Genomic DNA, 15,580 nt, shown 5'->3' with positions numbered 1-15,580 from the left:
TCTCCATTGTGTGAACGGACCCGACAGGATGAGCTCCTCATTTCTGCATATTTTTCTAACCGTCTATGCAGCGCTGTTTCCCATTGTGAACCCGCTGGGCGGTGCTCCCATCTTTCTCTCCTTCGTACGGGGAAGCTCCACTAAAATTCAGGAGCAGATGGCACGCAAGATCGCCATCTATGGGTTCACCATCCTGATGTGCGCCATGCTGTTCGGCGCGCAGATCCTGATGTTCTTTGGGGTTTCCATCCCTGTGCTGAATGTTGCGGGCGGGCTGGTCGTCGCCTCTCTGGGCTGGAACCTGCTTCATCAGGGCGGCGACCCGGACAAGAAGGAAGATGCCAAGGAGCTGCGTGAGGAAGACATCATGGGCAGCGCCTTCTATCCGCTGACCATGCCCCTCACTGTCGGACCCGGCTCCATTGCAACCGCCATCGCCCTTTCGGCCGGCCACACCATTCAGCCGGGCGCATCATGGGCCAATCTGGCCATCTCCTTTGGTGGTGCCGCCTGCGGTTTGCTGGCGATGAGTCTCACAATCTATTTCGCCTTCCGGGAAGCGAACACCATTGAGCGCGTTCTGGGGAAGACCGGCACCAATGTGCTGGTGCGTCTGTTCGCCTTCATCCTGCTTGCCATCGGCCTGCAGATGTTGTGGGGCGGCATTCATGAGCTGATCGATCAGGTGGCCAAGCAGCATCTGGGCTGATCCGTGGCTCCAGACCGGCTGGCTCTGAAAACAAAACGCCCGGCTCTCGCCGGGCGTTTTTTCATTCCAGACTGAAAGGCTGAGGATCAGGCCAGAGCCTTCAGGGCAGCCTTGCCGGCATAACGGGCCTGATCGCCCAGTTCCTGCTCGATACGCAGAAGCTGGTTATATTTCGCAGTGCGGTCCGCACGGGCCAGAGAGCCGGTCTTGATCTGCCCGCAATTGGTCGCCACCGCGAGGTCGGCAATGGTCGAATCCTCGGTCTCACCGGAGCGATGGGACATCACGGCGCGATAGCCGGCCTCGTGGGCCATTTCCACCGCATCCAGCGTCTCAGTCAGGGAGCCGATCTGGTTCACCTTCACGAGAATGGCATTGCCAACGCCCTCACGGATGCCGCGGGACAGACGCTCCACATTGGTCACGAAGAGATCATCGCCCACCAGCTGGCACTTGTTGCCAATCGCGTCGGTCAGCTTCTTCCAGCCGGCCCAGTCATCCTCACCCATGCCGTCTTCAATGGTGACGATGGGGTAGCGCGAGACGAGATCCGCCAGATAGGCAACCTGCTCATCAATATCGCGCACCTTGCCCTCACCCTCATAGTGGTAGGCGCCATTCTTGAAGAACTCGGTGGAAGCGCAATCAAGGCCCAGATACACATCCTCACCCGGCTTGAAGCCCGCCTTTTCAATGGCGGTCATCACGAAGTCCAGAGCGGCATCGGCGGAAGGCAGGTTCGGGGCAAAACCGCCCTCGTCGCCCACATTGGTGTTGTGGCCGGCAGCGTGCAGCGACTTCTTCAGCGTGTGGAAAATCTCCGCACCCCAGCGCAGACCCTCGGAGAAGGTTTCAGCACCCGCGGGCAGGATCATGAATTCCTGGAAGTCGATCGGGTTATCGGCATGCGCGCCGCCATTGATGATGTTCATCATCGGCACCGGCAGCACGCGCGCATTCACGCCGCCCACATAGCGATACAGCGGCAGGCCGGATGCCTGTGCGGCAGCCTTGGCCACGGCCAGAGAGACGCCCAGAATCGCATTCGCGCCGATACGGCCCTTGTTCGCCGTGCCATCCAGCGCGATCAGGGCGCTGTCGATAGCCGGCTGGTCTTCTGCATCGAAGCCGCCAATGGCGTCGAAAATCTCATCATTCACGGCATCGACCGCCCGGCCGACACCCTTGCCGAGATAGCGTGCGGCATCATTGTCGCGCAGTTCAACAGCCTCATGGGCACCGGTTGAAGCGCCGGAGGGCACCGCTGCACGGCCCAGAGAGCCATCTTCCAGCACCACATCCACTTCGACCGTCGGGTTGCCGCGGCTGTCGAGAATCTCGCGGCCGATAATATCGACGATGGCGGTCATGAACGGTCCTTCCCTGTTCTTCCAATGGCGCGGAGGCCGCAGCGCGGACAATTCCGCAAGCTGTCCTGCCATCCTGTAAGCGTGCGATACATGGCCTTTGCAGGCTGCTCGCTTCTAGCGCGATCCATAGCGCATGCGAAGGGGAAAGCGGCAATTTGGCTCCATTATGGTTGAAGAAGCCGGACGGGGAGGCTATGCCCCATCCGGGCCGGCCTCTTCCGTTTTCTCCTTCCGGCCCGCAAGCTCCCCGAGGCCCGACATGACAGACAGCACGCTACAGCTCGGCGTCAATTCACCCATGCCAGACTCCCCGGAGAAGGCCGTGCTGGACAGGGTGCCGAATCCGCATAGCGATACGGATTATGTGGCCCGTTTCACCTGCCCGGAATTCACCTCCCTGTGCCCTGTCACCGGCCAGCCGGATTTCGCGCATCTGGTGATCGATTATGTGCCGGACAGGTTTCTGGTCGAATCCAAGTCCCTGAAACTGTATCTCGCCAGCTTCCGCAATCACGGGGCTTTCCATGAGGATTGCACCGTGGCCATCGGCAAGCGGCTGGTGGGCCTGCTGGAGCCGCGTTTTCTGCGTATTGCAGGTTATTGGTATCCGCGCGGCGGTATTCCCATCGACGTTTTCTGGCAAACTGGTACGCTGGCCGAAGGCGTTTGGCTGCCCGAGACGGGCGTCGCGCCATATCGCGGCCGCGGCTGAGTCTGCCTCGCACCCCAGGCAGGCCCTTTCGTGCCAACAGCCCATGACGAAGGCTGGAGCCGCACTCCCGGAAATGTGGAATGCTGCTGGAGACAAGGGATATGCCGAAGCTCATCGTCACCAACGGGGATGTCGCGGTTGAACGCCTGAAGGAAGCGGACATGTCAGGGCAAATCCTGCCCTGGCAGGATATGCTCCATGACGGCCCCGTGCCGTCCAGTGATGTGCTGGATGAGGTTTCGGATATTCGCGCGACCTTTCTTTCCGAGGCGCTGGGCCTGCCGCTGGATGAGGTGCGCGCCAATTTCGCCCGGCGTGACGGTGTGCTGGACATCCATCCGGCCTATGCCGAGGTTGAGCTCTGGTTCGAGCATGATCTCTATGACCAGCTCCAGCTCATCCAGCTTCTGCATTATTTCTCCAACCAGCCCGAGCGGATGGGACTCTTTCTGGTTCAGGCGCAAGACTATCTGGGCCTGCTGGAGGTTTCCGATATCCGCGCTCTTGGCAAGAGCCGCAAACCTGTCAGCCAGATCCAGCTCGAAACGGGCCGCAGCGCATGGGAGGCCTTTACAGCGCCCACCCCCACGGCCCTTGCCGGCTTCGCCACCACACCCCATGCCTGCCTGCCCTATCTGGCGCCCGCTTTTCGTCGCCTGCTGGCGGAATTGCCGGCCCCGCATTCCGGCCTCTCCCTGACGGAAGAGCGCATTCTCCAGCAGCTGCTGGAAGGCCCACGCAAGGTGGCGCATGTGTTTGCCGCCGTGAATGCGATGGATGAAGATGCGCAGTTTCTTGCCGATCTTCCTTTTTTCCTCCGTCTTGACGGACTGGCCTTCACGCACGAGCCTCTGGTCACCGGCCTGCCCTTCAGCTGCAATGAGTGTGGCAGCATGGCGTTTGAGCAAGGTGAGAAAAGTCAGGCGGAAATGGCGTATCGCGCCTATGCGGGTGCGGAAATCTCCCTCACTGAGGCGGGGCTTGCCGCATTGCGGGGCAAGTTCGATCATGCCTGCCAGAACAGCATAGAACGGGCGATTGGTGGCTTCAGGCTGATGCCGGGCGCCATGTGGCGCTATGATCGCGCCCGTTCGGAGCTGGTTTCACCGAACTGAGAGCATGGCGGGGCGGGCGGATGGAGCGGACTGCACCTGCCGCCAGCGCTTCCAGGCGGCAATGAAGCTTGAGCGGGCCTCGGAGAAGCTTGTCCCGCGCGGCTCCATCACCCGGTTGGAGAGAAAATATCCCGTGAGGCGAAATGCCTCCTCCACATCCATCATTTGTGGAGAACGACTCGTATCAACCAGAAAGGGCGGCAGGCCAAACAGGCGGTCAGCATAGGGTGCCCCTGCCATGCGGCTGACAGCACGGCCGCTGCGTGGCGAGACATAGATCAGGTCATCACGCTGGCCTGTGGCCGCGCAGCATTCCAGCTCCAGTCCGAAACCGAGTTCGCGCAGTACGGCCAATTCAAAGCGCGCCAGCAATATTCCTGCCGCCTCAACATCGCCAAAGGCATCCAGAATGGCGCTGAAGGCCTGATAAAGGCCCGGTTGCGGGTCCCGCTCCGGCAACAGGCGCAGAAGCTGGCTCATATGGGTGATGCCGAAAACGGCATGCGGCAGCCCCATCATCGCCTCTGTACGCAGGGCCACCGCCTCCAGCGTATAATTGCCCATATGCTCTTCCAGCCGCGCCCGCCAATGGGCCGAGAGCGTATTGCCCGGCTGAAGAAGGGGCGCAAGACGACGTGAACCGCGCACCATGCCCAGATGACGCCCCCGCTGGCGGGTGAGCAGTTCCACAATGGCACTGCCCTCGCCATGGCGGCGCACCCCGATCACGATGCCTTCATCGCTCCATTCCATGGCGATGCGTCACCCTCATCCTGTCTGAACGGGCCTTATCCGCCGCGCGGAAACTCCAGCCCCATTTCCCGGTAGCGTTCCGGGTCATCCGCCCAGTTCTCGCGCACCTTGACGAACAGGAACAGATGCACCTTCGCCTCGATGATCTCCGAGATTTCGGCGCGGGCCTCGGATGAGATCATCTTGATGGCCTGCCCGCCCTTGCCCAGCACGATTTTGCGCTGGCTGTCACGTTCCACGAAAATGGTCTGCTCGATGCGGACAGAACCATCCCGCAGTTCCTTCCAGCTGTCCGTCTCCACGGTGGAGCGGTAAGGCAGCTCGTCATGCAGGCGCAGGAACATCTTCTCGCGGGTGATTTCAGCCGCCAGCGTGCGCATGGGCGCATCGGAAACCTGATCTTCCGGATAGAGCCAGGGGCCGGGCTGCACGGTCTGCGAGAACCAGTTGCGCACATCATCCACGCCGGAGCCGGTCAGGGCCGAGATCATGAACACCTTGTCGAAAGGCATGAGCTCATTGATCTTGGCCGCCAGAGCCAGAAGCTTGTCGCGGCGGATCAGGTCGATCTTGGTGAGGATGAGGGCGCGTGGGCGGCGAATATCAGCCAGCGGCTTGAGCAGCGCCTCGATATCGGCATCCAGCCCGCGCTTGGCATCCACCAGCAGCGCCAGAACATCGGCATCGGCGGCATGGGTCCATGCGCTTGTCACCATCGCCCGCTCGAGCCGGCGCTTGGGTGCGAAAATGCCGGGGGTGTCGACGAGGATCACCTGCGCCGGCCCATCCATCACAATGCCGCGCATGATCGCGCGGGTCGTCTGCACCTTGTGGGAGACGATCGAAACCTTGGTGCCGACCAGCGCATTGGTCAGTGTGGACTTGCCAGCATTGGGCGCCCCCAGAAGAGCGACGAAACCGCAGCGGGTCGGGCCATCCGGGGTCTGGGAGGGGGCGAAGACAGAGGCGGGGTCCATCCCCTCCCCATCCTCATCCTCAAAGTCATCTTCATCGAGATCTTCATCAAGATCATCGTCGAAGTCGTCTGCCAATTCGTCCGTCAGCAGGGCGGGGTCCTTTTCCAGCTCGCTCCCGGGAGCGCCGGTCTGCGGCGTCGCGGCATCAGGGTTCGCGCCAGCCGTTTCCTGTGGCTTCTTGCTCATATCTCAGTTCCGTTCCACACACCTTCCCGTACCAGGAAGGCTGCCGCCGCCGCTTTCTGGGCGGCCTGTTTCGATGGGCCATCGGCCTCAGCCGGGATCTGGCCGGGCAAATCCACAGCCATGGTAAAATGCGGAGCATGGTCCGGCCCGCTTCGCGCCACCTCCCGGTAGGAAGGAGGCGGAAGGCCGCGCGCCTGTGCCCATTCCTGAAGCACCGTCTTGGCATCACGCAAGGGCCGGCGCGGGGCTTCCAGCCGCGGACGCCAGAAGCGCTCCACCAGCTCATTGGCCGCCGCATAGCCTCCATCCAGAAAAACGGCGGCAACCACGGCTTCCGCCACATCCGCCAGAATCGCTCGGCGCTTATGGGTGCCGGACTGCGCCTCGCCGGAGCCGAGGCGAATATGCGGGCCAAGATCCATATCCGCCGCGACATCGGCACAAGCTTCTTCCCGCACCAGCTCGGCAAGGCGGCGGGAAAGCTCCCCCTCCTCCGCCTTGGGGAAGGCTGTATAGAGCATGTCGGAGACCACGGCACCGAGCACATGATCGCCCAGAAACTCAAGCCTCTGATAGGAGCGGATGCGGGGCGAGGGCCCCTTCACCGCACTGATATGCGAGAGCGCCAGCACCAGATGGGAGCGGTCCTTGAACCGATAGCCGATCCGCTCCTCGACAACGGAAAGATCTGTGACACGCACCTTCAGTTCACCGTCATGAACAAGCGATCCCATCGCACGGTCCAGGGCCAGTTCCATACCTGCCAGGCAGAGGCACCCTCGTCTATGGAGAAGAAGATGACCTGCGCCTTGCCGATAAAGTTCTCGTACGGAATATAGCCAACCTGGCTCAGAACGCGGCTATCGGCCGAATTGTCGCGATTATCTCCCATCATGAAGTAATGACCAAGCGGCACTTCATAGACAGGCGTATTATCGTAGAAACCGTTATCGACCATATCGAGCGTGGTATAGGAAACGCCGTTCGGCAGCGTCTCGCGCCAGCGTTTCACCTTCACCATCTGGCCGGTGCCGTCATCCTGCTCGATATCGGAGAGGCGCTCGCGCTTGACCGGCTGGCCATTGATATGCAGCCAGCCATCAATCATCTGGATCTTGTCACCCGGCAGGCCGATGACCCGCTTGATATAATCCGTCTCATTATCGCGCGGCAGCTTGAACACGGCCACATCGCCCTGCTGCGGCGGCGCACCCCAGATACGGCCGGAGAACAGGTCTGGCGACAGCGGCAGCGAGAAACGCGAATAGCCATAGGTATATTTGGAGACGAACAGATAATCGCCGATCAGCAGCGTATCCTTCATCGATCCGGAGGGAATGTTGAAAGGCTGGAACAGGAAGGTGCGGATCAAGAGCGCAATCAGCAGCGCCTGCACGACCACCTGGACGGTTTCCATGAAACCGCCGTTCTTTTTCTTTGAATCGCTGCTTGCGGTCATTCGGGGTCCGAAAATCACGATGATGGCGCAGGAAACAAGAGACTGCGCCAAAACTGAGGTGCAGAACGCATGCGCGCCACCTCATACTCATCGCTTCCTATAAAGACTTCAGGCGCAGACAGCAACGCGGCCCTGCGCCCTGCCCTTCGGGTTACGCACGCGGAATGGCTGAAATCACGACATAAGCGGCGCAAAGAGGGCCTTCATCCGTTATGGAAAGATGGATCACCGCATCATGGCCCGGCGGGGTCATCTGCGCCAGCCGCTCGGCGGCACCGCCTGTCAGCCTCATGGTCGGCGCACCGGAAGGCAGGTTCACGACTCCCATGTCACGCCAGAAGACGCCATGGCTCAGCCCCGTTCCCAGCGCCTTGGAGCAGGCCTCCTTTGCGGCGAAGCGCTTGGCATAGGTTTCAGCCCGTCGGGCGCGTGCATCCGCTTTTACCCGCTCCTCCGGCGTAAAGACACGCTCCAGAAACCGCTCGCCATAGCGCTCGATTGAACGGGCGATGCGCCGCGCATCGGAAAAGTCCGAACCGATTCCCAGAATCATGCGCCATTCTCCTGTGCGAGCCGGGCGCGACCGCGCTCAATGGCGGCGCGCATGGTGGCGATGGCCGCTTCAAGGCCCACAAATATGGCCTCCCCCATCAGGAAGTGGCCGATATTGAGCTCGGCAATCTGCGGCAGCATCGCCATCTGCTCGGCGGTTGCATAATCGAGCCCGTGGCCGCCATGCACCTCCAGCCCCAGTCCGGCGGCCTGCGCCGCGCCTGTACGCAAACGCTCGAATTCGGCTGCGGCTTCATCAAGCCGGCCTTCCGCCAGCGCATCACACCATGCGCCGGTATGCAGTTCCACCACCTCGGCGCCAAGGGCATGGGCTGCGGCGATCTGCCGGTCATCGGCCGCGATAAAGAGGGAGACGCGGATCCCTGATTCTTTCAACCGGGCAATGCGCGGGCGCAGGTCATGGCTCTGCCCGGCCACATCCAGCCCGCCTTCCGTCGTCCGTTCCTCGCGCCGCTCGGGCACCAGACAGCAGGCATGGGGGAGAATACGCAGCGCAATGGCCACCATTTCCTCCGTTGCCGCCATCTCGAAATTCAGCGGCACCTGAAGCTCTGCCTTCAGGCGCTCCATGTCCCGATCGCGAATATGGCGGCGATCCTCCCGCAGATGGGCGGTAATGCCATCCGCCCCGGCGCTCTGCGCCAGAAGAGCCGCGCGCACCGGGTCCGGCAATGCACCACCGCGCGCATTTCGTACGGTCGCCACATGGTCGATATTGACCCCAAGCCGCACCGTTCGCTCATGTGCCATGTGTCACTCCCAAGGCGGGGGAACCCTCAGCGCGGGGCCGTCCGCTCACCCATTCACGCGTTCAACGGCCGAGACCATTTCCCGCGACTTCAGTTCTGAAATGATGCTGGTGAGGTGACGCAGGTCGAACACCTCCACATCGATCATCATCTCGGTAAAATCGGCCGAACGCGACCGCATGGTCAGCCCCTCGATATTACCGCCATGGTCGCCCACCGCACTGGCCACCTGCGCCAGAGCGCCGGGCTCGTTGCGCGCGGTGACGATGATGCGGGCGGGGAAGCGGACATCAGACAGCTCGTCCAGATCCCAGCGCACATCCAGCCAGTGTTCGGGGGCATCCTCGAAGCTCTGGAGCGCCGGGGACTGGATCGGGTAAATCGTGATTCCCACCCCCGGCGAGAGGATGCCCACAATCCGGTCTCCCGGCACCGCCCCTCCATCCGGGGCAAAACGCACCGGCAGGTCTGTATTGATGCCGCGAATGGGGAGTGCGCCCTCATTCTCATTCGGATCATCCGGGGAATCCGGGATCTTGAACTTGAGATTGTGACCGCGCTTGAGCTCGAACCACCCCTCGCCATTGGGGGCCCGCCCTCCTTGCAGCCGGTCTTCCGGGCGCGGCGGCAGCCATTCGGGATAGGCGGCGCGGATCACGTCATCCGTCTTGATCTCCCCCCGGCCAATGGCGGCGAAGACATCCTCCGGTGCAATACGGGCCAGCCGCGGGGTCGCCCGCGCCATCACCTCATCCGAGAAGGACTTGCCCGCCTTCGCAAAGGCCCGCTCCGCGATCTTGCGGCCCAGCCCGGCATATTGGGCGCGCACGGCCGCCCGCGTTGCCCGCCGCACGGCCGCCCGGGCCTTGCCGGTCACGGCAATGGTTTCCCATGCTCCGGGCGGGGTCTGCGCCTTGGAGGTGATGATTTCCACCTCATCGCCGCTTTTCAGCTCCGACACCAGAGGTGCAATGGAGCCGTTGATCTTGCAGCCCACCGCCGTATTGCCAACGTCGGTGTGCACCGCATAGGCGAAGTCGATCGGCGTGGCCTTGCGCGGAAGGGTGATGAGGCGCCCTTTCGGGGTGAAGCAGAAGACCTGATCCTGAAACAGCTCAAGCTTGGTGTGCTCCAGAAACTCTTCGGGGGAGAGGCCCTGAGAGAGGTTCTCGATGGTCTTGCGCAGCCAGGCATAGGCGCGGCTCTCGCTGGAAAGGGTCGCCCCCGGTGCGCCGGAGGCATCCTTGTAGAGCGCGTGGGCGGCGATACCATATTCGGCGATCTCGTCCATATCCCGTGTGCGGATCTGCAGTTCCACACGCTGGCGGCGCGGGCCGATCAGCGTTGTATGCAGGGAGCGATAATCGTTCGGCTTGGGAGTGGAGATATAATCCTTGAAGCGCCCGGGCACGATGGGCCACTTGGTATGCACGGCCCCCAGGGCGCGATAACAGTCATCAATCGAGTTCACGATGATGCGGAAACCATAAATATCCGAGAGCTGCTCGAAGCCGATGGCCTTGCGCTCCATCTTGCGCCAGATGGAATAAGGACGCTTCTCACGGCCCTTCACCTCTGCCGGGATATCCCGCACGGACAACTCCGCTCCCACCTCGCGCTCAATATCCTCCACCAGCGGCCCATTGCGCTGGCGCAACGCGGCGACGCGATCGGCAATCGACTGGTACGCCTCCGGCGAAAGCTGGCGGAAGGAGAGATCCTCCAGCTCCTCGCGCATGTCCTGCATACCCATACGGGCTGCGAGGGGGGAGTAGATATCCAGCGTTTCCTGCGCGATGCGGCTGCGCTTTTCCGGCGGCACCCATTTCAGGGTGCGCATATTGTGCAGCCTGTCCGCCAGCTTCACCAGCAGCACGCGCACATCATCGGCAATGGCCAGCAGCAGCTTGCGCAGGTTTTCCGCCTGCTTGGCCTGCTTGGACACCAGATCGAGCTTCTTGATCTTGGTCAGGCCCTCCACCAGCGTGGCGATCTGCGCCCCGAACAGGCGCTCGATCTCGGCCCTGGTGGCGTCCGTATCCTCGATCGTGTCATGCAGAAGCGCGGCGACAATGGTCGCATCATCCAGCTTCAGGTCGGTCAGGATCGCGGCGACTTCCAGCGGATGGGAAAAATAGGGATCCCCTGATGCGCGCACCTGATTGCCGTGCGCCATCATGGCGTAGACATAGGCGCGGTCCAGCAGCGCCTCGTCGGTGTTCGGGTTATATCGTCGAACGCGCTCGACGAGTTCGTATTGGCGCATCATGCCGGGAACGATCCGTCACAGCACGGTGGAGCGTGTGTGCTCCATCCTTCTTGTTCATTGAAATATCATCGAAAAACAGGTGGGGCGCAAGGTGTGGATGCCACATGGCCATTGCACTGTGGAAGTGTTCCACCGCGCAATGGCCTTTTTGCGACACAGGCCCCGCAAGCCTCAGGGCAGCAGCAGGGTCGAGCCCGTGGTTCTGCGCCCTTCAAGATCCTCGTGGGCAGTCCTTGCATCCTTCAGGGCATAGGTCTGGTGAACGGGGATTTTCACCGCCCCGGAAATCACCACCTCGAACAGCTCATTCGCCGCCCCCACCAGTTCCTCACGTTTGGCGACGAAGGTGTTGAGGGTTGGACGCGTGGCATAGAGAGACCCCTTCTGCGAGAGCAGAAGCAGGTCGAAATCCTTCACCGCCCCGGAGGCATTGCCGAAACTGACCCAGAGACCGAGTGGACGCAGGCAATCCAGCGAGGCGGGATAGGTTGCCTGCCCCACCCCGTCATAGACCACATCGCACAGCTTCCCGGACGTGATCTCCCGCACCTTCTTCGCGAAGTCCTCTTCCCGGTAGAGGATGACATGGTCCGCGCCATTGGCCCGCGCCATCTCGGCCTTCTCCCGCGAGCCGACCGTGCCGATCACCGTTGCGCCCAGATGCTTGGCCCACTGGGTGAGAATGGCGCCAACCCCGCCAGCCGCCGCATGCAGCAGAATGGTGTCTCCAGGCTTCAGCACATGGGTGCGTCGCACCAGATAACGGACGGTCAGCCCCTTCAGCATCATGGCCGCGGCGGTATTGTCATCAATCGCATCGGGCACATGCACCAGCATGGCGGCCGGCACGTTGCGCACCTCGCTATATGCGCCAATAGCGCTGGCATAGGCGACCCTGTCCCCCTCATGGAAGCCTTCCACGCCGGGGCCGACAGCCACCACCTCCCCCGCCCCCTCATTGCCGGGAATGAAGGGCAGGCTCGCCGCCTTGTAGAGGCCGGAGCGGAAATAGGTGTCGATGAAATTGACGCCAATCGCCCTATGGCGAATCTGCACCTCGCCCGGCCCGGGGGCTGGTACGGAAACCTCTTCCCAGGTCAGAACCTGCGGCCCGCCCGTGCGGTGAACCCGAATTGCATGCACCATGATCCGGCCCTCTGGCTGTGTGTGTCAGATCTGGCGGATCTCTGCCGCCTGCGGCCATGATCATATGATGAGGCCACGGCCCGCAAGCACCCTGCCAAAAGGGGGAGCGGAACGCCCGGCACTATTTGCCTTTTCGCTCCATCCGCAACCGCGCGCGGCGGCCCGAGGCCACCACATTCAGCACCTCCACCCCCACGGCAAAGGCCATGGCGGCGTAAATATAGCCCTTGGGAATTTCCACCCCGAACGCCTCCGCCACCAGCGTGACGCCGATAAGCAGCAGGAAGGCAAGGGCCAGCATCTTGGTGGTGGGATGGCTGGCGATGAAGGCGGCAAGCGGGCCGGAAGCCACGAACATGATGCATACGGCAATGATGACAGCCGCGATCATCACTTCCAGATGCTGCGCCATGCCGATGGCCGTGAGGATGGAATCCACCGAGAAGACCAGATCCAGAATCACCACCTGCCCAATGATCCATGCAAAGGCGCGCCCGGCATGATGGCGCATTTGCCCCGATTTATCGGCTCTGCCATCTTCTTCCGGCGCATCCTCCATCGCCATGTGCATCTCGTGGGTGGCCTTGGCGATGAGAAACAGACCGCCACAGGCGAGTATGATGTCGCGCCAGGACCAGTCATGGCCGAAAGCGGAAAACAGCGTCTGCCGCATCCCGATCAGGGATGTGAGGGCAAACAGCAGGCCGATGCGCAGCACAAGCGCAAGGGACAGGCCGATCTGTCGGGCTCTGAGCGCCTCCCGTGCGGGCAGCCGCTGCACCACGAGCGAGATGAACACGACATTATCAATGCCGAGCACGATCTCCATGGCGGTGAGGGTGACAAGCGCCGCCCATGCTTCCGGAGACGTGAACACTTCCAGCATCTGTCATCCCCCCTGCGGTGACCGGTTCATTTCTTGCGCCGTTGAGCTACAGCTTCAAGCCTCCGGCCGTGCACGTCTGCCATGCTGAGGCAAGAGACCGCGCGCAAAAGTATCGAACCTTGTCTAGAATGGCGCGCATGCACCGGCCCGGAGCCGCAGGCCCGTGGAACAGCCATTGCCAAGAGGCATGGGCTCCGGCTATCGGCTGTGCAGCCAGAGCGTGGGAGGATGAAATGACAGCGCGGAAGATCCATGATGTCGCGGTTGTCGGCGCAGGCCCGGCCGGCCTTGCCACCGCGCTTGGCCTGCTGGCACAAGGCATTTCCACGGCCCTCATCACCGGCCCCGAACGCAGGGCGGACCACCGCACCACGGCCCTGCTGGATGGCTCCGTAAGGATTCTCGAGGGGTTTGGCGTCTGGGACAAGCTGGTCCAGGAGGCCGCTCCCCTACGCGACATGCGCATTGCCGATGCCACCAAAAGGCTGGTCCGCGCGCCGGAGGTCACCTTCCGTTCCGCCGAGATCGGGCTGGAGGCTTTCGGATACAATCTGGAGAATGACAAGCTCCGCAATGTTCTGCTGGAGGCGGCACAGGGCTATGAGACCCTCACCTTGCTGCGCACCTCGGTCACCAGCCTTGAAGTGGGGCCGGATGCGGCAACCCTTCATCTGGAAGAGGGCGAGCCGGTTCTTGCGCGTCTGGTGGTCGGCGCAGACGGGCGCTCTTCCATCGTGCGGAAAACCGCCGGCATTTCACTGCGCAGCCACGCCTACCCGCAAGTGGCCTTCACGGCGACGGTTGCCCATACTCGCCCCCATGAAGATACCTCCACGGAATTTCACACGCCCACCGGCCCCTTCACGCTCGTCCCCCTTTCGGGTGATCGCTCCGGCATCGTGTGCGTGGTGAAGGAAAGTGATGCCCACCACCTGATGAGCCTTGATGACACCGCCCTTGCACAGGAGATGGAGCGGCGGGCCTCTTCCATTCTGGGCGCCTTCACCATGCTGCCGGGTCGCGGCAGCTTCCCTCTTGGGGCAGAGACGGCCGTTTCCCTCCATGCGCCGCGCATTGCGCTGGTGGGCGAGGCGGCCCACATCATGCCGCCAATCGGGGCGCAGGGGCTCAATCTCGGCCTGCGTGATGCGGATGTTCTCGTTCGCCTCGTCTCACAGGCCGCCCGCAAGGGGCAGGATGTCGGCGCGGTGGACCTGCTGAGCCAGTATGAGCGCGAGCGGCGCGGCGATATTGAAGGCCGCATGCGCGCGGTGGATCTGCTCAATCGCTCTCTGCTCTCGGATTTCCTGCCCCTTCAGGGCGCGCGCGGGTTTGGCATGTATATGCTCGACCGCGTCGGCCCGCTGCGCCGCTTCCTGATGCGCATGGGCGTGGGCGAGCGTGCGGCCTGAACCGGCGAAGGTATGAGGCCGGGGAGCATTTCTGCGGATTGCGCAATGCGGCAAGCTATGCTGCACTGCCACCATAACCATCCGCGATAATGGGCGCAGCCCACACGGGGAGATCAGGGGAAACGCATGAAGCTTCCACGTCAATTCTTCAAGCCGCTGGCCATCGGCGCACCGGCACCCTACCGCGAACTGCCCGTGCGGCTGGAGCGCATGATTCACTTCGTGCCCCCGCATGTCGAGAAAATGCGCGCCAAGGTGCCGGACATCGCCCGGCAGGTGGATGTGGTTCTGGGCAATCTCGAAGATGCCATCCCCATGGATGCCAAGGAAGCCGCGCGCAAGGGCTTCATCGAGATGGCGAACGCCACAGATTTCGGCACCACCGGCCTGTGGACCCGCATCAACTGCCTCAACAGCCCGTGGGTGCTGGACGACATTACCGAAATTGTGGGCGCTGTCGGCGCCAAGCTGGATGTCATCATGCTGCCCAAGGTGGATGGGCCGTGGGACATCCACTATCTCGACCAGCTTCTCGCCCAGCTTGAGGCGAGGCATGCCATTGGCAAGCCGATCCTCATCCATGCGATTCTGGAAACCGCCGAGGGCATGAACAATGTGGAGGCGATTGCCTCCGCCTCCCCGCGCATGCATGGCATGAGCCTTGGCCCGGCAGACCTTGCCGCCTCCCGCGCCATGAAAACCACCCGTGTGGGTGGCGGACATCCCGATTATCAGGTGCTTGCCGACCCCGACGGCGACAAGGCCCGCGCCGCCTATCAGCAGGATCTGTGGCACTACACCATTGGCCGCATGGTGGATGCCTGCATGGCCAATGGCATCAAGCCCTTCTATGGCCCCTTCGGTGATTTTGCCGATCTTGCCGCATGCGAAAGCCAGTTCCGCAATGCCTTCCTGCAAGGCTGCGTGGGTGCATGGTCCCTGCACCCGACACAGATCGAGATTGCCAAGCGGGTCTTCTCCCCCGATCCGGCCGAGGTCGCATTTGCCCTGCGCATCCTCGAAGCCATGCCCAATGGTGCCGGCGCGGTGATGATCGACGGCAAGATGCAGGATGACGCCACATGGAAGCAGGCAAAGGTCATTGTCGACCTGGCCCGTATCGTGGCCGCGAAGGATGCGGATCTGGCGAAGGTCTACAATCTCTGAAGCCATGACTTTTCCCGGCCCATAGCGGAAATGATATGGGCCGGGCACGTCTTTTATTTGCCATCGCCCGGCATGAGAGGCTGAGGGCAAGCAGACT

Annotated in this window: 15 protein-coding genes; 5 read left to right on the top strand and 10 right to left on the bottom strand. The window is 62.3% G+C overall.

Annotated elements, in window-relative coordinates; translation table 11 throughout:
* Positions 1-28: 28 nt before the first annotated feature.
* Positions 29-709, top strand: coding sequence for a MarC family protein (locus ACT6QG_RS01390; RefSeq protein ID WP_444975811.1), 681 nt, complete (start codon positions 29-31; stop codon positions 707-709).
* Positions 710-795: 86 nt separating this feature from the next.
* On the opposite strand, the gene eno is transcribed toward ACT6QG_RS01390, so the two are convergent.
* A complete protein-coding gene (eno, locus tag ACT6QG_RS01385; protein WP_444975810.1) occupies positions 796-2,079 on the bottom strand; it encodes a phosphopyruvate hydratase in 1,284 nt (427 codons plus the stop codon).
* A 259-nt stretch (positions 2,080-2,338) separates the two neighbouring features.
* Here eno and queF point away from each other — a divergent pair, with 259 nt between their 5' ends.
* Both queF and ACT6QG_RS01375 read left to right on the top strand, forming a co-directional pair.
* Positions 2,339-2,791 (top strand): preQ(1) synthase, encoded by a 453-nt coding sequence (gene queF, locus ACT6QG_RS01380; protein ID WP_444975809.1) that lies wholly within the window; start codon positions 2,339-2,341, stop codon positions 2,789-2,791.
* Positions 2,792-2,892: 101 nt separating this feature from the next.
* Positions 2,893-3,906, top strand: coding sequence for a hypothetical protein (locus ACT6QG_RS01375; protein WP_444975808.1), 1,014 nt, complete (start codon positions 2,893-2,895; stop codon positions 3,904-3,906).
* Here the strand turns inward: ACT6QG_RS01375 and recO are convergent.
* From recO to ACT6QG_RS01330, 9 genes are all read right to left on the bottom strand, one after another.
* On the bottom strand, positions 3,895-4,659 hold the full coding sequence (gene recO / locus ACT6QG_RS01370; RefSeq protein ID WP_444975807.1) for a DNA repair protein RecO: 765 nt from the start codon (positions 4,657-4,659) through the stop codon (positions 3,895-3,897). The two genes, ACT6QG_RS01375 and recO, sit on opposite strands and share 12 nt — an antisense overlap.
* A 35-nt stretch (positions 4,660-4,694) precedes the next feature.
* Positions 4,695-5,636: a GTPase Era gene (era, locus tag ACT6QG_RS01365; protein WP_444975879.1), complete on the bottom strand. Its 942-nt coding sequence runs from the start codon at positions 5,634-5,636 to the stop codon at positions 4,695-4,697.
* A 182-nt stretch (positions 5,637-5,818) separates the two neighbouring features.
* The gene (gene rnc, locus ACT6QG_RS01360) at positions 5,819-6,556 is read right to left on the bottom strand and encodes a ribonuclease III (RefSeq protein WP_444975806.1); all 738 of its coding nucleotides are present in this window, start codon (positions 6,554-6,556) and stop codon (positions 5,819-5,821) included.
* Entirely contained in the window at positions 6,526-7,281 is a 756-nt protein-coding gene (gene lepB, locus ACT6QG_RS01355; protein WP_444975805.1) for a signal peptidase I, read from the bottom strand. Before lepB ends, rnc begins: the two co-directional genes overlap by 31 nt.
* A 151-nt stretch (positions 7,282-7,432) precedes the next feature.
* Positions 7,433-7,834 (bottom strand): holo-ACP synthase, encoded by a 402-nt coding sequence (acpS, locus tag ACT6QG_RS01350; protein ID WP_444975804.1) that lies wholly within the window; start codon positions 7,832-7,834, stop codon positions 7,433-7,435.
* Positions 7,831-8,604 (bottom strand): pyridoxine 5'-phosphate synthase, encoded by a 774-nt coding sequence (locus tag ACT6QG_RS01345; RefSeq protein WP_444975803.1) that lies wholly within the window; start codon positions 8,602-8,604, stop codon positions 7,831-7,833. Before ACT6QG_RS01345 ends, acpS begins: the two co-directional genes overlap by 4 nt.
* 45 nt (positions 8,605-8,649) lie before the next feature.
* Entirely contained in the window at positions 8,650-10,872 is a 2,223-nt protein-coding gene (locus tag ACT6QG_RS01340; protein WP_444975802.1) for a RelA/SpoT family protein, read from the bottom strand.
* Positions 10,873-11,043: 171 nt separating this feature from the next.
* Positions 11,044-12,018, bottom strand: coding sequence for a quinone oxidoreductase family protein (locus tag ACT6QG_RS01335; RefSeq protein ID WP_444975801.1), 975 nt, complete (start codon positions 12,016-12,018; stop codon positions 11,044-11,046).
* Positions 12,019-12,139: 121 nt separating this feature from the next.
* On the bottom strand, positions 12,140-12,904 hold the full coding sequence (locus tag ACT6QG_RS01330; RefSeq protein WP_444975800.1) for a TerC family protein: 765 nt from the start codon (positions 12,902-12,904) through the stop codon (positions 12,140-12,142).
* Positions 12,905-13,137: 233 nt separating this feature from the next.
* Here ACT6QG_RS01330 and ACT6QG_RS01325 point away from each other — a divergent pair, with 233 nt between their 5' ends.
* Positions 13,138-14,316: a UbiH/UbiF family hydroxylase gene (locus ACT6QG_RS01325; protein WP_444975799.1), complete on the top strand. Its 1,179-nt coding sequence runs from the start codon at positions 13,138-13,140 to the stop codon at positions 14,314-14,316.
* Between the two features lie 126 nt (positions 14,317-14,442).
* Complete coding sequence (locus tag ACT6QG_RS01320; RefSeq protein ID WP_444975798.1) at positions 14,443-15,483, top strand: HpcH/HpaI aldolase/citrate lyase family protein; 1,041 nt, start codon at positions 14,443-14,445, stop codon at positions 15,481-15,483.
* Positions 15,484-15,580 lie beyond the last annotated feature (97 nt).

It is taken from the genome of Haloleucobacter ellipsoideus (genome assembly GCF_052491725.1).
Note: the sequence above shows the minus strand (reverse complement) of the source record. Positions and strands in the feature narration are given on the sequence as shown.